This window comes from Caproiciproducens faecalis (assembly GCF_019448085.1).
GTDB classification, from domain to species: domain Bacteria; phylum Bacillota; class Clostridia; order Oscillospirales; family Acutalibacteraceae; genus Caproiciproducens; species Caproiciproducens faecalis.
Genome location: NZ_JAGFNZ010000001.1, coordinates 529,852 through 551,918 on the forward strand (window position 1 = coordinate 529,852; position 22,067 = coordinate 551,918).

At 50.4% G+C, this 22,067-nt stretch carries 19 protein-coding genes; 12 read left to right on the forward strand and 7 right to left on the reverse strand.

Annotation, left to right across the window (positions count from 1 at the left end):
- Position 1 precedes the first annotated feature (1 nt).
- The 11 genes from J5W02_RS02510 to htpG all read left to right on the forward strand — a co-directional run bounded on the left by J5W02_RS02510 (position 2) and on the right by htpG (position 12,915).
- Complete coding sequence (locus tag J5W02_RS02510; protein ID WP_219964066.1) at positions 2-502, forward strand: hypothetical protein; 501 nt, start codon at positions 2-4, stop codon at positions 500-502.
- An 81-nt stretch (positions 503-583) separates the two neighbouring features.
- Positions 584-1,591, forward strand: coding sequence for a phospho-N-acetylmuramoyl-pentapeptide-transferase (gene mraY, locus J5W02_RS02515; protein WP_219964067.1), 1,008 nt, complete (start codon positions 584-586; stop codon positions 1,589-1,591).
- A 111-nt stretch (positions 1,592-1,702) separates the two neighbouring features.
- Positions 1,703-2,938, forward strand: a complete 1,236-nt coding sequence (gene ftsW, locus J5W02_RS02520; RefSeq protein WP_255575513.1) for a putative lipid II flippase FtsW — start codon at positions 1,703-1,705, stop codon at positions 2,936-2,938.
- Positions 2,939-3,151: 213 nt separating this feature from the next.
- Positions 3,152-4,273: an undecaprenyldiphospho-muramoylpentapeptide beta-N-acetylglucosaminyltransferase gene (gene murG / locus J5W02_RS02525; RefSeq protein ID WP_219964068.1), complete on the forward strand. Its 1,122-nt coding sequence runs from the start codon at positions 3,152-3,154 to the stop codon at positions 4,271-4,273.
- A 64-nt stretch (positions 4,274-4,337) separates the two neighbouring features.
- Complete coding sequence (gene murA / locus J5W02_RS02530; protein WP_219964069.1) at positions 4,338-5,591, forward strand: UDP-N-acetylglucosamine 1-carboxyvinyltransferase; 1,254 nt, start codon at positions 4,338-4,340, stop codon at positions 5,589-5,591.
- Between the two features lie 22 nt (positions 5,592-5,613).
- Positions 5,614-6,552: a cell division protein FtsQ/DivIB gene (locus J5W02_RS02535; RefSeq protein ID WP_219964070.1), complete on the forward strand. Its 939-nt coding sequence runs from the start codon at positions 5,614-5,616 to the stop codon at positions 6,550-6,552.
- 173 nt (positions 6,553-6,725) lie between these two features.
- On the forward strand, positions 6,726-7,817 hold the full coding sequence (gene ftsZ / locus J5W02_RS02540; protein WP_219964071.1) for a cell division protein FtsZ: 1,092 nt from the start codon (positions 6,726-6,728) through the stop codon (positions 7,815-7,817).
- A gap of 368 nt (positions 7,818-8,185) precedes the next feature.
- Positions 8,186-9,109 (forward strand): magnesium transporter CorA family protein, encoded by a 924-nt coding sequence (locus J5W02_RS02545; RefSeq protein WP_219964072.1) that lies wholly within the window; start codon positions 8,186-8,188, stop codon positions 9,107-9,109.
- A 92-nt stretch (positions 9,110-9,201) separates the two neighbouring features.
- Entirely contained in the window at positions 9,202-9,732 is a 531-nt protein-coding gene (locus J5W02_RS02550) for a FumA C-terminus/TtdB family hydratase beta subunit (protein WP_219964073.1), read from the forward strand.
- Between the two features lie 2 nt (positions 9,733-9,734).
- A complete protein-coding gene (locus J5W02_RS02555; protein ID WP_219964074.1) occupies positions 9,735-10,910 on the forward strand; it encodes a cation diffusion facilitator family transporter in 1,176 nt (391 codons plus the stop codon).
- Positions 10,911-11,031: 121 nt separating this feature from the next.
- The gene (gene htpG / locus J5W02_RS02560) at positions 11,032-12,915 is read left to right on the forward strand and encodes a molecular chaperone HtpG (protein WP_219964075.1); all 1,884 of its coding nucleotides are present in this window, start codon (positions 11,032-11,034) and stop codon (positions 12,913-12,915) included.
- Positions 12,916-13,012: 97 nt separating this feature from the next.
- Here htpG and J5W02_RS02565 read toward each other — a convergent pair whose 3' ends face one another.
- From J5W02_RS02565 to J5W02_RS02575, 3 genes are read right to left on the reverse strand one after another with little or no spacing between them, the layout of a single operon-like run.
- A complete protein-coding gene (locus J5W02_RS02565) occupies positions 13,013-15,592 on the reverse strand; it encodes a transglutaminaseTgpA domain-containing protein (protein WP_219964076.1) in 2,580 nt (859 codons plus the stop codon).
- Entirely contained in the window at positions 15,589-16,776 is a 1,188-nt protein-coding gene (locus J5W02_RS02570; RefSeq protein ID WP_219964077.1) for a DUF58 domain-containing protein, read from the reverse strand. Before J5W02_RS02570 ends, J5W02_RS02565 begins: the two co-directional genes overlap by 4 nt.
- A gap of 9 nt (positions 16,777-16,785) precedes the next feature.
- Entirely contained in the window at positions 16,786-17,724 is a 939-nt protein-coding gene (locus tag J5W02_RS02575) for an AAA family ATPase (RefSeq protein ID WP_219964434.1), read from the reverse strand.
- Positions 17,725-17,883: 159 nt separating this feature from the next.
- Here J5W02_RS02575 and J5W02_RS02580 point away from each other — a divergent pair, with 159 nt between their 5' ends.
- On the forward strand, positions 17,884-18,606 hold the full coding sequence (locus J5W02_RS02580; protein WP_219964078.1) for an NAD-dependent protein deacylase: 723 nt from the start codon (positions 17,884-17,886) through the stop codon (positions 18,604-18,606).
- Between the two features lie 30 nt (positions 18,607-18,636).
- Here the strand turns inward: J5W02_RS02580 and J5W02_RS02585 are convergent, their stop codons facing one another.
- From J5W02_RS02585 to J5W02_RS02600, 4 genes are all read right to left on the reverse strand, one after another.
- Positions 18,637-19,104 (reverse strand): DUF4358 domain-containing protein, encoded by a 468-nt coding sequence (locus tag J5W02_RS02585; protein WP_219964079.1) that lies wholly within the window; start codon positions 19,102-19,104, stop codon positions 18,637-18,639.
- A 12-nt stretch (positions 19,105-19,116) separates the two neighbouring features.
- On the reverse strand, positions 19,117-19,971 hold the full coding sequence (locus J5W02_RS02590; protein ID WP_219964080.1) for a GDSL-type esterase/lipase family protein: 855 nt from the start codon (positions 19,969-19,971) through the stop codon (positions 19,117-19,119).
- A gap of 178 nt (positions 19,972-20,149) precedes the next feature.
- A complete protein-coding gene (locus J5W02_RS02595) occupies positions 20,150-20,470 on the reverse strand; it encodes a DUF1540 domain-containing protein (protein WP_219964081.1) in 321 nt (106 codons plus the stop codon).
- Positions 20,471-20,584: 114 nt separating this feature from the next.
- Positions 20,585-21,970 carry an MATE family efflux transporter gene (locus J5W02_RS02600; protein WP_330659650.1) on the reverse strand — a complete coding sequence of 462 codons (1,386 nt, stop codon included), beginning with the start codon at positions 21,968-21,970 and terminating at the stop codon, positions 20,585-20,587.
- Positions 21,971-22,067 lie beyond the last annotated feature (97 nt).

Here is a 22,067-nt window from a genome sequence, read left to right on the forward strand (position 1 = left end):
TTTGGCAAACTTTTATTCAGCGAAAAAACTGATTGCTGTCAGCGATAAAAAAGGGCATACTATTTCGATATTAAAGGATATATTGAAATTTTGCGGCCACGAAAACTATTTGCCTGCGGTCGCGGAGAATCCTGTCCCGCAAGACGTCCAGCGTGCGGTTCTGCTCCTTTGCGACGCGCAGTGCCCTCCTGTGGAAGGGTTCGCGGTCTGCGTGGCGGACTACGCCTTTTCCGCCATGCCCGAAATTGCCGCCCTGAAGCCGCTTACCTATTCTACTGTCAGTGACAGCGCCGATTTCACGGCAAGAAATATCCGCAAGCTGTCGGAAGGGTTTTCCGCCTTTGAAATGATTGGGGTCGGGGTGATCGGCAGGGTTCGGCTTGCCACGGAAAACTCCGACTGGGTCGGTCCCGCGCTGGCCGCTGCGGCGGCCGCCATCGCCTGCGGAATTCCGTTCGCCGAGGTTCTTGACGCATTGAACAGCCTTAAAATCGGGGATTAAAAAAACAGAAGAATTATGGTATAATATTACGTCCGCATTTTCAGTGCGGGCTACAACGATAAAAAGGTGGAGTCAGAACATATGAATTCGGTTTGGATCATTTCCGCGGTTATTCTGTCCTTTGGGATTACCGCTCTGCTTGGCAGGTGGATGGTGCCTTTTTTGCATAAAATCAATTTCGGCCAGACGATCCGTGAGGTAGGCCCCAAATGGCACCAAAAGAAGAACGGTACCCCCACCATGGGTGGTTTCATGTTTATGATAGGGATTGTTATCGCCGTTCTGACCTGTGTTCCGCTGTACTTCAGCGTAACCGAAAAGAATTCTCTGGAAATGATGATGAGAACGAAAATCTTTGGCGGATTGCTGATGGCGATCGGCTTTGGAGCGGTCGGCTTCTTCGATGATTATATCAAGGTTGTCAAAAAACGCAATCTGGGACTGAATGTACGGCAGAAGCTCGTTCTCCAGTTTGTAATTGCGGCCGCATATCTGTATTCCTTGCGTCTGGCCGGAAGCACCTCTGTCACCCTGATTCCGTTTGTGGGCAGTGTGAACCTGGGCATCTGGTACTGGGTGATTGCGCTGCTTGGTATCGTCGGAATGGTCAACGCCGTCAATTTTACGGATGGAATCGACGGATTGAACGCGACGGTTACTTTTTTTGTAAGCCTCTTTTTTATGCTGATTGCCGGAATGATCGGCATTCACGGTATGAGCATCTTTGCCGCCGCGTCGGCGGGCGGCTGCCTGGGATTTCTTATTTGGAACATGAACCCGGCGAAAGTCTTTATGGGCGATACCGGCTCGCTGTTTTTGGGCGGGATTGTGTGTGCCCTTGGTTTCGGGCTGAATCTTCCGATTTTGATTTTGCCGCTCGGCATTATCTATATCTGTGAAATTCTTTCCGTTGTGCTGCAGGTATCTTACTTTAAGGCGACACACGGAAAACGCCTCTTTAAAATGAGCCCGATTCATCACCATTTTGAAATGTGCGGTTGGGGAGAACTGAAAATCTGCCGTGTGTTCGGTTTGGTGACGGTTCTGTTCGGCATTGGCTCCGCTTTGCTTGTATATTACGGATTTTGACGGATATTTTCTCTACAGATGCACAGCATTGAAATTATGACAAATATTTTGTTTCTCATATGTTTAAATAAACAGGAATGCACGCCCTGAAAACGGGGAAGGGGGGACACCATGACAAAGACAAAAGAAAAACAGCATGCCGCCCCCCGCGGGTCCCGTAAGGCTGAGGCGGACCGGGATACCAAAGAGCCGGCAACAAGCGGAATCCGAAAAAAATTTCGGATTTTTTCCGTGCGTTCAGGCATGGATATGCCTTTTCTGTTTTTGATCCTTACCCTGCTTGTCATTGGTCTGGTGATGCTCTTTTCGGCGAGCTATGCCAACGCATACTACCGCCACGGGAGCAGCTACTTTTTCATCAGCCGTCAGGCCTTTTTTGCAGTACTGGGCGTAGCCGCAATGATTTTTATTTCTTATTTCGATTATCATCATCTGCACAAGTTTGCCATTCCCATTCTCCTTGTTTCGTTTATGGCGCTGGCGCTTGTGCTTTTCACGCCGCGCATCAACGGCGTTCACCGCTGGATTGATCTGGGGCCGTTAGGGCAGTTCCAACCGTCCGAAGTTGCCAAATTCGGAATGATTCTGGTGTTTTCCCACTTAATTTCCCTGAATTTTAAGCGAATGGACACCTTCCGGTACGGCGTTCTGCCGTATATTCTGATTCTTGGCGCCACGGTCGGTCTTTTGGTGCTGGAGCCCCATATTTCCGCTACCGTAATTATGGTAATTCTGGCAGGGGTCATGCTGTTTATCGGCGGGGTGCGTCTGCGCTGGTTCGGTCTTGCGTTTGGCGGGGCGGGCGCGGCGGTTGCGTATCTGGTTCTCTTTACACAGAAATTCAGCTACGCCAACGACCGTATCGTTGCCTGGCTGGACCCGTTTTCCACGGCGAGCAAGGCGATTATGGAGGATACCTGGCAGACGCGGCAGTCGCTTTACGCCATTGGCTCCGGGGGACTTCTGGGGCTTGGTCTTGGCCAGTCAAGACAGAAGTACCTGTATTTGCCCGAACCGCAGAACGACTTCATTTTTGCGATTGTCTGCGAGGAACTGGGTTTTATCGGGGCGTTGATTATCATCATCCTGTTTGCCATGCTGGTCTGGCGCGGCATCAGCATTTCGCTTAAAGCAAAAGACAAATTCGGCATGCTGCTGGGCATCGGTCTGGTGGTACAGGTCGGACTGCAGGTCGTTCTGAATATCGCCGTTGTAACCAACACCATTCCGAACACCGGCATCAGTCTTCCGTTTTTCAGTTACGGGGGTACCTCGCTGGTCATTCTGCTGGCGGAGATGGGGATTGTGCTTTCCATCTCACGAACGTCGGCCATTGAAAAAACTTAGCATCCGCCAGTGGCGGCCAATATAAAGAGAGTGTCGAAAAACTGTCAGGCGTCGAGAAATCGTGCAAGACAAGACGGCAAGCGCCGCAAATAAGGGAGCATACTTGTTGTATGTGACCGCAATTTGCAAGCACAGCCAACGCAGTAAACAAAATTGTAAAACAATTTTGCGGTTGCGCGACTTTATCGACAGCCTGATAAAAGAGGTATTGCCATGAAAGTATTATTTGCCGGCGGCGGCACCGCGGGACATATCAACCCGGCGCTTGCCATTGCCGGATATCTTCGTGAAAAGGAACCGGACGCGCAGATTTTGTATATCGGCGCAAAGGGCGGCATGGAGGAACGGCTGGTTCCCGCCGCTGGTTTTGATTTTCAGAGTATCACAATTTCCGGTTTTCAGCGTAAGCTGAACTGGAAAAACATCAAGAAAAACGTGAAGACCGTGGTGCATGTTTTCACCTCCAGCCGGGAAGCCAGAAAAATCATTCGGGAATTTCAGCCCGATCTCTGTGTGGGCACCGGCGGCTATGTTGCCGGGCCGGTTCTGCGCGAAGCGATGAAGCTGAAAATTCCGTCGATTATCCACGAGCAGAACGCGTTCCCGGGTGTGACCAACAAAATGCTGTCCAAACACGCGGACAAAACCATGCTTGCGGTGCTGGACGCTCAGAAATACCTTGACCCTTCCGCCAAATGCGTTCTTACCGGCAATCCGGTAAGACAGGCTGTTATCCGCGCAAACCGGGAGGAATCCCGCAAAGCACTGCATCTGGACGAGCGTCCGCTGATTCTGTCGTTCGGCGGCAGCCTCGGCGCACGCAAAATCAATGAGGCAGTTGCGGATTTGCTGGTCAAAAGCGCCAAAACGGGCCGCTTCCAGCATATCCACGGCTACGGTCAGTGGGGCGGATGGTTTCCGGATCTTTTGAAAGAAAAGGGCTTGAATCTTTCCGAGCATCCCGAAATTGACATCCGGGAATACATCAACAATATGCCGGAATGCCTTGCCGCCGCAGACCTTGTGATCTGCCGCGCAGGTGCAATTTCGCTCAGCGAGCTGCAGGCACAGGGGAAAGCGTCTGTTCTGATTCCGTCTCCCAATGTGGCGGAAAATCATCAGTATCACAACGCGATGGCTATGGTCAGCCGCAACGCGGCCGCCATTCTGGAGGAAAAGGATCTTTCCGGCTCGGCGCTGTGCAAAATGGTGGACGACCTTTTCCAAAAGCCGAGAACCATCCGGTCTCTTGGGGAAAATGCTCACAGCATGGCGATCCTTGATACGAATGAACGAATCTACAAAATTATGAAAGAGGTTCTCGCGGGCATCTGATAAAGCAATCACAGCAGAACAAAAGACCGCATAGTATGTGATTAGACTATGTGGGGGTGTTGTTATGTCAGAGCTTTTAATACAGGGACCGAATAAATTACAAGGAGAAATCCATATTCACGGCGCGAAAAACAGCACATTGCCTCTTATGGCGGCTTCTTTACTCTGCGGCGGTCAGTGCATACTACATAACTGTCCTATTTTGTCGGATGTGGACACATCCCTGAAAATTCTGCGATACCTGGGCTGCCGCGTGGAACGTTCCGGAAGTGACGTTGCCATTGATCCAACCAGCGCGAATGAATACGAAATCCCGGATCTTCTGATGCGGGAGATGCGCTCCTCTATTATTTTTTTGGGCGCAATTGTCAGCAGCATGGGCAGGGCGGAGCTTTCCTTCCCCGGCGGCTGCGAACTGGGGCCCAGACCCATTGACCTGCATCTTCTGGCGCTGCGCAAGATGGGGGTGGTCATTGAAGAGGACCACGGCTGTCTGAAATGCAGCGCACCGAACGGCATACAGGGAGCCTGTATCAATCTGTCGTTCCCAAGCGTGGGTGCGACAGAGAATATCATTATCGCGGCCAGCCGCGCAAAAGGAACTACGGTTATCACCAACGCGGCGCGGGAACCCGAAATCTGGGATCTGGCCGACTTTCTGAATTCCTGCGGTGCCAAAATTCAGGGCGCCGGAGAAAGCACCGTCGTCATTGAAGGGGTCAAAAGCCTGACCGGGTGCGAACACAGCGTGATTCCCGACCGCATTGCAGCGGCGACCTACTTAACGGCAGCCGCAATTACCGGCAGTACGCTGACTGTTGCGAGTGTAATCCCCGAACATATTGCTCCCGTTATTCCGGTTTTTGAAGAGTGCGGGTGCCAAATTGATGTTCTGGATCACAACATTAAAATTACGGCGCCGAAACGGCTGGGAAGAATTAAGAGTGTCCGGACGATGCCGTATCCCGGGTTTCCAACCGACGCACAGGCGCCGGTAATGGCAATGACCACACTGGCGGACGGAACCAGTATTTTTGTTGAAAATATCTTTGAAAGCCGATATAAGCATGTTGGAGAACTGATGCGTCTGGGAGCTACCATCAAGGTGGAGGGACGCGTGGCCATTGTGGAAGGCGTCAGCCGGCTTTCCGGCGCCCCGGTGGAGGCCGCGGATCTGCGCGGCGGAGCCGCCCTTGTCGTAGCGGGGCTTGCGGCGCAGGGCACCACACTGATTTCGGGCCTGAAGCATCTGGACCGCGGCTATGAAAGTATTGAAAAAAGCCTAGCGCTGCTTGGGGCAGACATTAAAAGAATCTAATCCCACTACCGGAGGATAACAAATGGACAGGAACCGAAAAGACAGGAAGAATCCCATTCCGCGTGTTTACGATAAGAACAGCGGGGAATACCGTCCGGTTTCCGATTGGGAAGAACAGGGCGGCGGGCGAAAGGGAAAGTACGCCACGCCCAAGAGCAGGGCGGATACCCGGAAACGGCGCAGACGCAGGTTCCTTCTCCTGTTTTATATTTTCCTGTTTCTTGCGGTGATTGTGGGGGCGGTTGTTGTATCCCTGACAGTTCTGTTTAAAATAGAAGCGATTGAAGTAGTTGGCACCTCCCGCTATCCGGCGCAGGCAATTGTGCAGGCGGGGGGGATTCAAAAAGGGGAGAACCTGTTTCTGGCCCATACAAAAAATGCGGCGGCTTCCATTGAGCAAAAGCTGCCGTACATTGGTACGGCAAAGGTTTCCCGGCGGCTGCCCGCAAAAATTGTGATTGAGGTGACGCAGGAAGCGGTTTCCGGCGCGATGGAGTACAAGGGAAAGTACGCAGTGGTCAGCGCGAACGGCAAGGTGCTTGAGCTTGCAACGAAGATGCCGGAAAATTGCACTTCCATCAAAGGACTCTCCCTTTCCAAGGCTGAGGTGGGAAAGGACATTGTTTACGGGGACACTTCCCAAAAAGAGACTTTTCAGGAGCTGAGTGCCGCTGTCACCAACAACAAGCTTGGAAAAATTACGGAAATGGACTTCAGTAATCCTTATAAAATCCTAATCGTTTATGATGGACGCATTATTATGAATTTAGGCTTGCCGTCGGACTTTGACTACAAGATCCGATTTGCGAAAAGTATTTTGGATGCGGGAAAAATAAAGGATAATGAACGCGGTACGCTGAATCTTTCTGTGGCAGTGGAAGAAAACAACGCTTTCTTTGATCCAAACTATTCGGTAACCTCTTCCTCAGCGGCTCAGTCTTCACAAAATAGCAGTGGTTAATTCTTATAATGAATATTATTATAACCGGATTATACTATACTTAATAAGATAGAATTTTATTGAAATTGTGACCAAATCGTGTTAAATTAATATTGAAATTAAAAAATGATGTTTGCGCCGCGGTAGTCCGCCGGACCGCAGACAATAGACGTATATTAAGGGGGATGCAGCACATGTCTTTCGAAATTGACAATGACTTTGACAACATTGTGCAGATTAAAGTAATCGGTGTAGGCGGCGGCGGCGGAAACGCCATTGACCGCATGGTCACTATGGGCGTTCAGGGCGTTGAATTTATCAGTGTCAATACTGACAAACAGGCGCTTTACCGTTCCAAGGCAACACAAAAAATACAGATCGGCGAAAAGGTTACGCACGGAAAGGGCGCGGGCTCCAAACCGGAAATGGGTCAGAAGGCCGCAGATGAAAGCCGTGAGGCGATCGCAGCCGCCATCCGTGGCAGCGATATGGTGTTCATTACCGCCGGTATGGGCGGTGGGACAGGTACCGGTGCCGCTCCGGTTGTCGCAGAGATTGCGCGCGACATGGGCGTATTAACGGTTGGAATTGTGACCAAGCCTTTCGATTTTGAAGGCCGGCGCCGTATGGAGCAGGCTGAAAGCGGAATTACCGCTCTGCGCGAACATGTGGACTCCCTTGTTGTCATCCCCAACGAAAGACTGAAGCTGGTCAGCGAACAGCGCATTACCCTTATCAATGCATTCTCTATTGCCGATGATGTTCTCCGCCAGGGCGTACAGAGCATTTCCGACCTGATTAAACTGCCGGGTCTTGTTAACCTTGACTTTGCGGATGTAACCGCGGTGATGAAGGACGCAGGCTACGCGCACATGGGCGTGGGCAGGGCTTCCGGCAAGGATAAGGCGGAAACCGCCGCCAATATGGCAATTTCCAGCCCGCTTCTTGAAACCGCCATCAACGGCGCCAAGGGCGTCATTATCAATATTACCTCTTCCCCGGACATCGGCTTGGATGAAATTGAAACGGCTTCCTCCATGATTGCCGCGCAGGCGCATCAGGATGCCAACATTATCTGGGGCGCGGCGTTTGATGAGAATATGGACGACGAAATGAGCGTCACCGTCATCGCCACCGGTTTTGCCACAAACAATGGAACCGTGTTTGCCCCGAACAAGTCCGAGCAGGAAGTAAAGAAGGACGAGCCCGCACAGCCGGTGAGCAAGGCAAACCCGATTGATGACGAGGACTTTACCGACATTATGTCGATTTTCAACCGCAAATAATTTGCTCTTCGGATTTTGGGCAAAAAGTCTCTGATTTCTACATAGCGGTGTTTTTGCCGCGGGGCAGTAGCTTTTATCAGTTTCGGCGGGTACGGTTTCGTATCCGCCGTTTTTTCATTTTATAAAACTAACAAAAAATTTGGGCATAATTGCCCTAATTCACTCAAAATTAGCCATGTAGAGCATTTTAGAACAGATTTGAACAAATATTGCTCAAAATACCCGGATTGCTCTTGTAATCTCGTGATATTGTGATATAATAACTTTTGGAATAAAAGAATCCGAATTTGAACATACTGGGGGTGGCATTGTGAAACCTGACCCTTTAAGTCGACATTTTATAAAATTTAATAAAGGAGATGAGCGCAATGCTATCCTATTACAAGACAATCAACGGCCACATCTCGCCGATTCCTTCCTGTGAGCCCGGATGCTGGATTAACTGCGTGGCACCAAATGATGAGGAAATCAACAACCTGATTGCGGATTTTCAGATTGAACCGGACTTTTTTCGGGCGGCTATGGATGAAGAGGAATCTTCCCATATTGACAAGGAAGACGAATGCACCCTGATTATTATTGACATACCGGTCATTGAGAAAACCGGTAAGAATATTACCTACAGCACGACGCCGGTCGGCATGATCTTAACGGAGAAAAACGTGATTACAGTATCCACCAAAGAGAACCCGATTATCAATGAATTTACGGATGACGTTGTCAAAGGCGTTCAGACCAACATGAAGACCCGCTTTGTTCTGCATTTTATGCTTCGTGTGGCATCGAGGTACCTGCAGTATTTAAAACAGATCGATAAAATCAGCAATTTTGTGGAGCGCGAGCTTCGTAAATCCATGAAAAATTCTGAGCTGATTCAGCTTTTGGATATAGAAAAATCTCTCGTATATTTTTCTTCTTCGCTCAAAGCGAATGAGATTACCATTGAAAAAGTCATGCGCGGCCGCGTTGTCAAGCTGTACGACGAGGATCAGGATCTGGTCGAAGACGTATTGATTGAAGTAAAGCAGGCCATAGAAATGTCAAATATCTACCTGAACATTCTTTCCGGTACGATGGACGCATTTGCTTCCGTGATTTCCAACAACCTGAACATGGTCATGAAGGTGCTGGCCTCCCTGACCCTTTTGATTTCCATCCCGACCGTTATTTCCGGTATTTACGGGATGAACGTCACCGGAATTCCGTTGACGAACTTCTGGTTCCCGGTATCGCTTTCTCTTGTTTGCATGGGGATTGCCTATTTTATCTTGAGAAAGAAAAATATGTTTTAATCCGTTCGGGTATATGCTATAATGAATAATAATAAAATAAATTGATAGGGAACTGTACTGCAGTTCCCTATTCTGATAGTTGTGAGGTTAGCATGGACAGATTGAGGATTCATACGGATGATATGGAGCAGGCCGCCAAAACCCTGCGCGCCGGGGACAAAATTCTGTTGAGCGGCACGATCTACACCGCGCGGGACGCCGCGCATAAACGACTGTTTGGGATGCTAGACAAAGGGGAGCCGCTCCCGTTTACCCTGAAAAACGCCTCCATTTATTACGCGGGTCCAACACCCGCGCCGGACCACTTACCCATTGGCGCTTGCGGGCCGACCACTTCCTCGCGCATGGATGTGTTTGCGCCCCGTCTGCTTGACCTGGGACTGAAATGCATGATCGGCAAGGGCGGGCGTTCTCCGGAAGTCATGGAAGCCATCCGGCGCAATCAGGCGGTGTATCTGTGTGCCATTGGCGGTGCGGGCGCGCTGGCGGCAAAATGTATCCGTTCGGTCAAGGTGCTTGCATTTGAAGATCTTGGCTGTGAATCTGTAAAAGAGCTGCAAATAGAGGACTTTCCGCTGTTTACGGCAATCGACTGCTGTGGAGGCAGCCTTTTTGAGGTGTAGCTATGTTTCAGTTTTTGATTCGCTGTTTTGTTAAGGACTATCAAAAAACAGATGACAGCACGGTGCGGGAGCGTTACGGAAAATTTTCCGGCGCGGTCGGGATCGTGACGAATATCCTGCTGTTTTTTATGAAGATTACAACGGGAATCGTTTTTCACAGCATCGCAATTACCGCGGACGCCATCAACAACCTTTCGGACTCCGGCTCCGCCGTTGTGACGCTGGTGGGCTTCAAGCTGGCGGGGAAACCGGCCGATGAAGAGCATCCGTACGGTCACGCACGCATTGAATATCTTTCCGGCTTGATTGTGTCGTTTGTCATTCTGATGGTTGGCTTTCAGCTGGTTCAGAGTTCCTTCGATAAAATCATGAACCCGGTGGACGCCGAATTCAGTTTGGTTTCCGTCGGTGTACTGCTGTTATCTGCACTGATTAAACTGTGGCAGTGCCTGTTTTATAAAAAGGTTGGGAAAACCATCGGCTCCTCCACCATTTCGGCAAATGCGGCGGACAGCCTGAACGATGTGTTTGCCACCCTGTCCGTTCTGGCAGGCATTCTGATCACTTATTTTACGGGCTTCAATCTTGACGGATACATGGGTGTGATTGTCGCTCTGTTCATTATGATTACGGGAGTGCGTCTGATTGTTGAAACGAGCAATCCGCTTCTCGGCATGGCGCCTTCAAAAGAATTGGTGGATGATATTTACGCTAAGATCATGAGCTACGACGGGATCTTGGGAATCCATGACCTCAACGTCCACAATTACGGGCCGATGCGCTGCTTTGCCTCTGTCCACTGCGAAGTCTCCGCCAGTCAGGACATTATGGTGAGCCATGATATTATCGACAATATTGAACGCGATTTTCTACAGGAAAAGGGAATACACCTTGTAATCCATTTGGATCCGATTGTCACGGACGACGAACGCACCAATCAGCTGAAAAAACAGGTTGCGGAGATTATCCGCAGCATTTCGCCCGAAATCAGTATGCACGATTTTCGGGTAGTGTGGGGCACCACTCACTCCAATCTGATCTTTGACATCTGCGTTTCCTTTGCGTTTCCCATGAGCGACAGCGAGCTGACCCGGCGGATAACGGAGGAAGTCGACAAGCTGGACCCAAACTATTTTGTGGTTCTTACCGTAGACCACAGCTATGTTCCGGAGCCGTAATGCCCGTCCGCAACAAAAAATTAACAATTCACCTACTTGCATTTTCCAAAAGCTTGTATTAAAATTATTTTAGCACTTGAAAGATTTGAGTGCTAAAATAATGGACAGAGGTAGGTTGATTATGGCAGTAAAACAGTTTAAAGCGGAATCCAAGCGTCTCTTGGATTTAATGATTAATTCCATTTATACCCATCGGGAAATTTTTATGCGCGAGCTGATTTCCAATGCCAGTGACGCCATTGATAAGCTGTATTACCGGACGCTGAGCGACGGCGACACCGGACTGAACCGGGATGATTTCTGCATTCAGATTATTCCGGATAAAGAAAACCGCACGCTGACTATTACCGACAACGGCTGCGGCATGACGAAAGAAGAGCTGGAAAACAACCTTGGCACCATTGCCAAAAGCGGCTCGCTGAACTTCAAAAAAGAAAACGAGCAAAAGGAAGATATTGAAATTATCGGCCAGTTCGGCGTGGGCTTCTATTCCGCATTTATGGTCAGCGAAAAAGTGACCGTCATCAGCAAACCTTACGGCGCAGAACAGGCTAATCGCTGGGAAAGCAGCGGAACCACCGGGTATACCATGGAGCCCTGTGAAAAAGCGGACCACGGCACCGAAATTATTTTAAAGATCAAGCCGAATACGGACGACAACAACTACGACGAATATCTGGATTCCTACACCATCAGGAACCTTGTAAAGAAATATTCCGACTATATCCGCTACCCGATTAAAATGGATGTAGAGAAAAGCCGCCTGAAGGAAGGCAGCAAGGACGAATACGAAACCTATACCGAAAATGAAACGCTGAACAGCATGGTTCCTATCTGGCGGAAAAATAGAAATGAAATCACCGAAGACGAATACAATGAATTTTACAAGAGCAAATTCATGGATTACGTTAATCCGATCAAGGTGATTCATTCCAGTACCGAAGGAACCGCAACCTATAACGCGCTGATGTTCATTCCCGCCAAGGCGCCGATGAACTTCTATACGCGGGATTACGAAAAGGGGCTTCAGCTTTACTCCAACGGCGTGCTGATTATGGACCGCTGTGCGGATCTTCTGCCGGACTATTTCAGCTTTGTGCGCGGCCTTGTTGATTCACAGGATCTTTCACTGAATATTTCCCGTGAAATGCTTCAGCATGACCGTCAGTTGAAAATCATTGCAGGACGTCTGGAAAAGAAAATCAAGTCCGAGCTGGAAACGATGCTGGAGAACGAGCGTGAAAAATACGAAGAATTCTTTAAGTATTTTGGGTTGCAGTTAAAGTACGGCATTTACCAGGATTACGGCATGCACAAGGACGTGCTTCAGGATTTGCTGCTGTTCTACTCTTCCAGTGAAAAGAAGCTGGTTACCCTTAAAGAATATATTTCCCGCATGAAAGAGGAACAGAAATACATCTACTATGCCAGTGGGGAAACCACGGATAAGGTGGATATGCTTCCGCAGACCGAGGCCTTGAAGGACAAGGGCTACGAAATCCTTTATCTTACCGACAATGTGGACGAGTTTGCCCTGCGCATGCTGATGAAGTATGACGACAAGGAATTCCGTTCCGTTTCTGCCGATGATCTGGGACTGGAGACCGAAGAGGAGAAGAAGGAAGCCGCAAAGCAGGTCGAAGAAAACAAGGATCTGCTGACTTTTATGAAGGATTCCCTTGACGGCAAGGTCAAACAGGTAATCCTGTCACAGAAACTGAAAACTCACCCGGTGTGTCTGTCTACGGACGGCGCGATTTCCATAGAGATGGAAAAAGTGCTGAACGCCATGCCGACCGACGAAAAAGTCACGGCACAGCGCGTGCTGGAGATCAACGCGAACCATCCGGTTTTCGCAAAGCTCCGCGACCTGTATGAAAATGACAAGGATACCCTGAAGGAGTACGCGTCCCTGCTGTATACACAGGCCCTGCTGATTGAGGGCGTCAGCATAGACGACCCGGTCGCGTTTTCCAATCAGATCTGCAGCCTGATGACAAAATAAATATCGATGCAAAGAGAAGCACCGGGTGTGGAGTAACAATCCACACCCGGTGCTTTTTTGACGTTTTCAGCAGGAAAGAAGCGGTTGAGCTGTGGCACTAAATCAGATTATCCACATATTTGAATGCGAACCGCTTTGCCCTTGGCAGCTGTTCGTAGCAAGTACGCGCCGTCTGTTCCGCATAGTTTACCATTCTGGTTCGTTCCTCTTCCGTAATGCCCTGACGGCTGAACCGGGCCTTCAGCGCGAGACCGCTGATTTCCTCGCTGATTTCTCCACCGTATTTCTCCAGCTTTGCAAGATAAACATAAATCGCAACAGCGGCTCTGCTGGCGTCTGTAAGCGCGAATGTCTTTGAACGGCGCTTTATTACAACTCGGCGTTTTATCACTGTAGAGACAATCAGAAGGGTAATAGACGCGGCGATAAGGACTAGCGGCAGAGTGGTAGTGCTTAAATCCGGGTTCCGCTGCGGTGCCACGCCGGGGGCGGAGCTCGCGGAAGAAGACGATTCGGTTTGCGCGGGCTGGGAAGAGGCGGTTTCCGGTTCGCTTTGCGCCGCGCTTTCCGGGGGTGCGCTGCTGGTTTCCGTTATGGCTGCCGGGGGCTGGTTTACCGGGTTGTTATCCTGTGTTAAGCTTTTTGCCGGATCAAAACCGGGCGTAACGTCAAACGGCTGCCACCCCAGTCCCGGGGAATAGAACTCCACCCAGGCGTGTGCCCGGCTGTCGGGAATATTTGCCCAGCCGTCGTTTCCCACATTCAGGTAGTCCCCCGCCGTGACAATATAGCCTTCCGCATAACGGGCCGGGACGCCCATTGCCCGCAGCATGACGGTGGCGGCAGTGGCAAAATGGACGCAGTAGCCCTCATGGCTCTCCGACAGAAAATAATCGGCAAAATCCATGCCCTGCGGCGGCTTTTTCGGCGAAAGAGTATAGTAGCAGTGATCGCTCAGATATTTTTTAACCGCGTTGGAAATGCTGCTTACAGACGCGTAGGAGTAGGAACTGGTTAAGTCTTCTGCAAAGAAACTTTTCAGCCGCTCGTCCTGTTTCATCAGATTCAATATTTTTTCTTTTGTGCCCTGCGGCAGCTGCGTATATTTGTCGTACAAAAAGAGCCGGTAATCCTGTTCCGCGCTGACAAAGGTTTTCTTTTCCCCTTCCAGACCGTTCAAAAGGCTGTCCGGCAGCGTGATTTTGTAATAATCCGCGATATTTGTGGAGTTGAGTCTGCTCAGGTGGTTTTGTGCAATCAGGTAAGCCTGCGCATCCCTTGTCCTGAACAGAGAATTCGGGGCCAGCGATAAAAGCATCTCCTTTGGGGAGGACTGGCTTGCCTCTTCCGACAGGGCATACGCATAAAGGCTGTATTCACCGGTGCCGAAAAGAGTGCCGGAGCGGATAAACGCGTCGTTAATAAACCGCACACCGGAAATCTGCTGCGGGGTGGTCGTCAGGTTATACGGCGCATAGATGCATTGTTTTGCCGCCGCGACATTCTGAACCTGAATCCCAAACGGTCGGAAATTAGGATTGTTTTGGCGGCGGGTCAGGATGGCGTATTTTTCGGACATGTTCTGAACGTTCAGCTCGCTGAGCTTTTGATTAATGCCGGTATAATCGGAATCCGGCAGCAGTTCCCAGCTGGAGCCGGTATAGACACTTCCGGCAAAGCTTTTCAGGTAGAGGGGATACGGCCGGTCCGTCTTGACGCGAAGGGCGGTTTTTCCGGTGAATTCCACCCGACCCGCCCCGGACAGGTCTACGTGGGATACGTTTCCGGCAAAGGCTTTTCCGCCGTTGAGCAGGCTGTCGTCCGTCGCGGTGTTAATCATGTCAGTACGCAGCTTTTCCGCTGTCTGGGGATGCCGGTAGTTTTGCGGCGGAAACACTGCCAGAATCAGCGCAAAGCTCAGAAGAACCGCCGGAACCGCCAGCAGTCCGCTTCTGGAGGACACCGCGTCGCTTTTCACGGAAAAGCCTTGCTTTCTCTTGGAAGAATCCTTTTTCTTTTCAGCGGACAGACGGGAAAGAACCATCAGTGTCCAGCAGAGGAACAGCAGTAAAACAGCGGGGAAATAGGGAGTTATCGTAAAAGCGAGCGCAGAGAGCAAAAGCGGAAAAGTGGCGGAAAAAGCCAGCCAGAAGCTTTTTCGCCTGATTACGGCGCTGCTTGTCAGCCCCGTGACAAGGAACAGGATAATCAGCACAAACAGGGTGCACAGCCGGGAATACTGCGCAGGCGGAGCCGAAACAAGGTAGATGGGGAACTCATAATCGGAATGTTCCGCGTAGGCTGTCATCATTCGGTTTACGGTAATCAGAAATCCCTGAAAAATCGATTGGCGCAGGTACCAGACCGCTGTGCAGTAAGCAAAACAAAACGCAAAGAGAAGCAGGGGCTGGAAACGCTTTAACGAGTCGATGACGGCGAAGGCGGCAGTAAACAGCAGGGTGTAGGCAAATACCGTCAGCGGCAGCACAGGGAGCGAAAATGCGGAAATAAAGCACCAGCCCGCGCCAAAAACACCGGACAAAATGACGAGCAGCCGAAACACCGTGTTCAGAACGGGGGACGGCGCCTGTCCGCTCAGGCGGGGCGGTGAAATATTCAAGCCGGAGGCGTCCGGCAGCTGATTTTCTGTATTCATGCGGCTCACCTGTTCCTTCATAGAATCAGGCCGGAAAGGCTCTGCTGTATTTTTTCGGGATAGATCGTTATGACTTCCGTGTTCATCGCGTGCAGAGCGTCCGCCAGCCGAAGCTGTTCACTGTCTGTTTCGTCACCGACCCACAGCACAGTAAGTTTTTCTCCGCTCGGCCGGTCGCAAAGCTCCGTAATTGCTTCGGTCAGCTTTCCGGTAATATAAACAGCGTGGGAAAAGCCGCCCGATTCCTGCTCTGTTTTGCCGCGGGACTTTAAAGCATACGATTCTTCACGGTAATACTGTGCGGAAAGCAGGCTGTTCAGCAGGGAAGCCAAATCCTCATCGCTCTGAATCAGTGCCGAATTCAGGCGGCCTTCCTCCTTACCGTACCATTCCACTCGGTGGCGGATCTGGTTTTCCGTAAAGAAATGAGATAAAGAGGCGGCCGTTTCCATCAGTGCGTCCAGTATTCTCATATCCGGCGCAAGCAGCTCCAAAATGATAACAATCCCACTGTCTACTGGAAGGCTGAATTCCTTTACCATCAGCTCGTCCAACTTGGAACTGAGCTTCCAGTGGATACTGCGCAGGCGGTCGCCGCTGCGGAACGCGCGCACGTCAAAAATTTCAGACGAGTCGTCGCCCGGCTTTTCTTCCGAATAGGTATTGTTTTCCGTACCCGCGGTAGCCGTCATGTCGACGGAGGAGTCGATCGGGTGCACCCGGGGAGCCACAAAGAACTCGGTTTGCAGATTCGTATTTTTTTTGATGCAAAACATTCCCAGCGGATCATAGTACTGAAGCAGGGTCAGTTTTACCGCGATCCGGCCGCAGTACCGTGACTGCATCCGGTATTGTGCGGTTTGTTCCGAGCGGGCGTTTGCCGGGGTGGATAGGGTTTGCTCCTGCTTTTCTCCGCTCAGTATGTTTTCAAAGGTAAAATGCATTTTTACCCGCAGAAGAGGGAACACGGAAGTGTTCCTCAGTGTTACATACACAGGGAATTCCTGATTTTTATAGGGGGTGGCATTTTGTGCCGTCAGTTCGATTATTGTGCCGCGCACGGCAAATGTCAGAAACAGCCGGGAAAACAGCGGCAGGACAAGAATAAAAATCAGCGTAAAGAAGGACAGATATTCCTTGAAAAAGATGAAGAACAGAACCGCGGCGGCAAGTACGGCGCAGTAGGAAGCACGACAGCGGAACATGGCGCGCCCCTATTTCTGCGCGACGGCGGGCGCGGGGACATCCCTTAAAATATCCCTGAGCAGGCCGGCTGCGGTCACGTTGCCTATTTTCGCCTGGGGCTTTAAAATAATCCGGTGCTCCACCACATCGGCGAAGACGGACTGCACATCCTTGGGGACCACATAGTCCCTGCCGGACAGGTAGGCGCTTGCCTGTGCCATCTTTACAAGAGCAATGGAGCCGCGCGGACTCGCGCCCAGCCGGATCAGGCTGTTTTCGCGCGTAGCGCTTACCAATCGGGCAATGTATCCGTATAAATCGTTTGAAAGATAAACGGTATCCGTCTCGTTCTGCATGGCGAGGATTTCCCGCGCGTCGGCAGCCTTTTGCACCGATTCCAGCGGGTCGTCCCCCTGTTTGCGCTTCAGAATCTCAATTTCGTCCGACAGCTCCGGGTAACCCATGGTCAGGCGTACCATAAAGCGGTCGAGCTGGGAATCCGGCAGCATCTGCGTGCCTACGGAACCGATGGGGTTCTGAGTGGCGATTACAATATAGGGCTTCGGCGTGGGGTGGGTGGTTCCATCCACCGTAATGCTGCCCTCTTCCATTACCTCCAGAAGAGCGGACTGCGTTTTGCTGGAGGTACGGTTGATTTCGTCAGCCAGAAACAGATTGCACAGGGCCGCACCGGGCTTGTACTCCAGTGAGCCGGTCGCCTTGTTGTAGATGGAAAATCCCGTTACGTCGGTCGGCATTACGTCCGGCGTAAACTGAACCCGTTTATAATCCAGTGACATTGCCTTGGAAAAGGCGAGAGCCAGCGTGGTTTTTCCGACTCCAGGGATATCCTCCAGAAGGATGTGTCCCTGCGCCAGAATCACCATCAGCACTTTCCGGATAATCACGTCTTTTCCAACGACTGCTTTTTTTACCTCGTTGATGATTCGCGCTGCCTTTTCCTGCATTTTCACATCCACCGCCCGTCTTTTTATTCTGTATTATTATAGTCGAAATAAATCATTTATGCAAATATGGCTATTTTTTTGCTTTGAAATTTTCTCTTGAAAAATTGCCGCCATAGGTGCAATATAAATATAGAAGTAGCAAAGAACGGAGGCTTCGTAATGGAACAGAATATTGAAAAGCTGCAGAATATGATTAGCGACAGCACACGCATTGTGTTTTTCGGAGGGGCGGGCGTGTCCACTGAAAGCGGGATCCCGGATTTCCGCAGTGTGGACGGTTTGTATCATCAGCACTACCGTTATCCGCCGGAAACCATGCTGAGCCACAGCTTTTATGAAACACATACGGAAGAATTCTACGATTTTTACCGGGCGAAGATGCTCTGCCTGACCGCGAAGCCGAACGCCGCGCACAAAAAGCTCTCTGAACTGGAGCAGGCGGGAAAACTGACCGCGGTGGTTACGCAGAATATTGACGGCCTGCATCAGATGGCGGGGGGCAAAACGGTCTATGAGCTGCACGGTTCCGTCCACCGCAATTACTGCCGGCGCTGCCACAAGCTATACGACGCGGAGTTCATATTGAACAGTACGGGAATCCCGACCTGTTCCTGCGGCGGCACCGTGAAACCGGATGTCGTTCTGTACGAAGAAGGTCTCAATCAGCGCACGCTTTACGGCGCGGTGGAGGCGATTGAGCGCGCGGACATGCTGATTATCGGCGGGACTTCCCTTGCGGTATATCCGGCCGCAAGCCTGATTGACTACTACAGCGGGGATCGTCTGGTTCTGATTAACCGCACCAGTACCCCGCAGGACCGCAACGCCAACCTGCTGATTCAGGGAAGCATCGGCGAGGTGCTCAGTCAGATCAAAGTATGAAAAAGAGGTGAGGACAGTGTCCTCACCTCTTTATTTTTTCACCGCTGAATCGTAGATCTTATTCAGTTCCTCGTATTGGGGGGAAACAATCATGCTGACGTAATTTCCGTTCTGGTTGACGCCGCATTTTTTCAGCATGGCGTATTCTTCCGGCAGATAGTCCTTCATTTCGGTTTCCTTCTGCTGGTAGCGGGCGTCCAGCTTTTCCTTGATACGCTTTGCCGCGTCAGCGTCTTTTCCTTCAAGAAAGATGATTTCGTCGCCCTTGATTCCAGTAGAATCAACATAAGCGGAGAACTGCTTGACATCGGCGGAATCAATTCCGTAATTCGGCATCAGATCCTCGGCGGATAAATCCATCATTTCCTGATTGGTGAGCTTGGCCTTCATTCCCTCCATCACCTTGGGCAGATCGGCCTGTTTTGTCCCGCCGCCGCCACACGCAGCCAGGGAACATAACATTGCCACCGTAAGCAGCAAAGATAAAAGCTTTTTCATTGGTATTCTCCCTTATTTCACAGTATGCGTCAAAATGTAATCAATCCATACCTGACAGGCCTTGTCGGTAAAGTGGATTCCAAGATTGTCGGGGTCGCTGCAGTACTCGGGAATCAGGTTGCCCTCGCTGTTACGCATGACCGCCGCAACATCAATGTAGTAATATCCGTTCTTTTTGCACATTTCAGCTAATTTTGCGTCGTAAGCCGAAAGGTTCGGATTGTTCAGAGTTGTCATCTGCTGTTCCTTGATAATCGGGGTTGCGGACTGAACAAATATTTTCGCCTCAGGGGATTTCCCCTTGATTTTTCCGATCAGCTTGGACATGTTGTCCACAGAACCGTCTATGCCGTAAAGGGCCAGATCATTGGCACCCAGCATGATATAGACTTTTTTTGCGCCCATGGCCGCAACATTGTCCTCTAAAAGTGCCTTGTTTCCGTTGTAGGATGGGTGAATGGAAGAAGTGTTCAGGGGTTTCAGCGCGTTTCCGCTGCCCATGCTGCCCGCGGCCAGAAACTGTGCTTTGCCGAAAAAGCTCGGATCGGATTTGCGTTTTGCAGTAACATAATTTTTCAGCTTTAAGGAAACGGAGTCACCAATGAACACCGCGTCGTCAAGGTAGCTTGCGTCCGCTTTGGCGCTTGCCTGAACCGCGACGGAATCCTCAGGCTGGGACGAGGTGACCGGCGCCTGTGAAGATGCCTCCTGTGAGCTAACCGCGGAAGAAACCTCGCTCTGTACCGCGGAGCTTGCCGGAGCCGAACTGGAAACGTTCGGCTGATTCTGCCCGCAGCCGGACAAAACCAGCAGCCCGGCAGCCAAAAGGGCGATTCCCGCTTTTCCATAGTCTTTATTATGATTCATATTTACACCTTCTAATCAACAAGTAAATTGATAAAAACAGTATATCATATGTACGCCTGTATCACAACAATTGTTACAAAATATGACAAGAAAGAAACAGTTTTCAAATCCTGCAAACAGAAAATGAGCGGAACCTTACGGCACCGCTCATTCCTTCTGTTATCTGACCGCGTCAAGCTTATTTATTCTCAAAGCTTGCACATTCTGTAGCCGATTGTGAGTGGGCACTGCTTCCGCAGTGCACGCTGATTTCGTTCGCGCCGCAGCGTTCATTGGAATTGAACCGGCAGTTTTCCGCTTCACAGTAAATATCCAGGGAAGTGTTTGGAAGCGAGCAGCCTACGGAATTCTGCGCGCCTTCCGTCGCGTCAAGAAAAGACGAACAGCAGGTTTGTTCACTGCTGCCGGCCTGACGGCCGCTGACCTGAATTTCCGGTCTGCAGCAGAAATTGTCCCTGTTGTTTGCACAGGTCATTACGTCGCAATGTAAATTTGGCATAGTCGGCACCTCTTTCAAAAAATCACTTTCCCTATTCTGTGCCGACTTGGAATTTTTATACAGAACTGCCCGCAATGTTTTCTCTGAACCGATGGGACAAAAGGCGGCGTATGCTTAAATCATGGCGTTTTCCGATTCAATCCCGGAATGGACAACGCTTTTATTTTTCCACCGTCCCATCTTATAGTAGGTGACGGTAATGACCGCGCCAAAGAACCAGCCGACCGCGTAGGACAGGTAGATATACTCTTTGCCCCAGTGCTGGGCAATCAAATAGGCGACCGGCACTCTGGCAAACCAGAGCGAAACAAAGGTAGAGACCATAGGAATCGTCATTTCACCCGCACCGCGCAGGACGGCGTTCAGGGTAAATAAAAGCGCCAGCAGGGCATAGAACGGAAGGACACCGTGCAGGTAGGCGACTCCGCCGCCGATGACCTCAGGATTCTGGTTGAACATGCGCATAAACAGGGCGCTCAGCGGGTAAATCGCCGCGCTGATGACAATACTGGAGCCTATGGAAAGGACTAGCCCCGAACGGGTGCCGGTTTTTACACGGTCAATCCGGGCCGCGCCCACGTTCTGCCCCACATAGGTGGTTACTGCGGTGGAGAAGCTCTGGATGGGCATAAACGCGAAAGTGTCGATTTTGTTTGCACCGTTAAATCCCGCCATGAAGGCAGAGCCGTAAGAGTTCACCAAAGCCTGCATGACCATGATGCCAATAGAAAACAAAGCCTGCTGAATGCCCGAAGGAATTCCGAGCTTCATGGCCTTTTTAAACAGAGCGGGGTCAAATTTGAATTTGAACACTTGAATATGAATAAACGAAAAATTTTTGTTGATAAACCAGATTCCAAATATCCAGGAGCAGAACTGGGCAATGATGGTGGCAAATGCCACCCCGAATACTCCCCAGCCGAAAGCAACCGTAAAGAGCAGGTCAAGGATAATATTGATGATCGTTGCAATCAGCAAAAATAAAAGCGAGGTTCGGCTGTCCCCGAGCCCCTGCAGAATACCCGAATTAATGTTGAAGCCAAGATTGCCGATCATGCCCACGAATACGACGATCAAATAAACCTTCGCCATGGCAAGGGTACCGTCGTCCGGTACCTTCATCAGCTGCAGGAGGGGACCCCCCAGCACAATGCCGATGATTGTCAGAGGAATCGTTCCAATCATCATCGCCGAGTAAATGGTATTGATGGTGTTTTCCACACTGTCAATATCTTTGGCACCGTAAAACTGAGAAATCATAATCGTGGCGCCGATTCCGAGTCCCATGAAAAGGGAACTCAGCATAAAAATAATCGGAAAGCCTGTGCCGACGGCGGCAAGTGCTTTTTCACCGACAAAATTACCTACCACGATACTGTCAACCATGTTGTAGAGCTGCTGAAAAACGTTGCCGATCAGCAGCGGAATGGAAAATGCAAAAATCAGCTTGTACGGATTCCCTGAAGTCATATCCGTAACGCCGGCCAGAGATTTTTTCACGAACGATTCTCCTTTTTCATATCTTCTTATTATGAGCATATTCATTTATTTTACCATAATATCTGTGATATGAGAAGAGATTCCCTTCCATAATAAT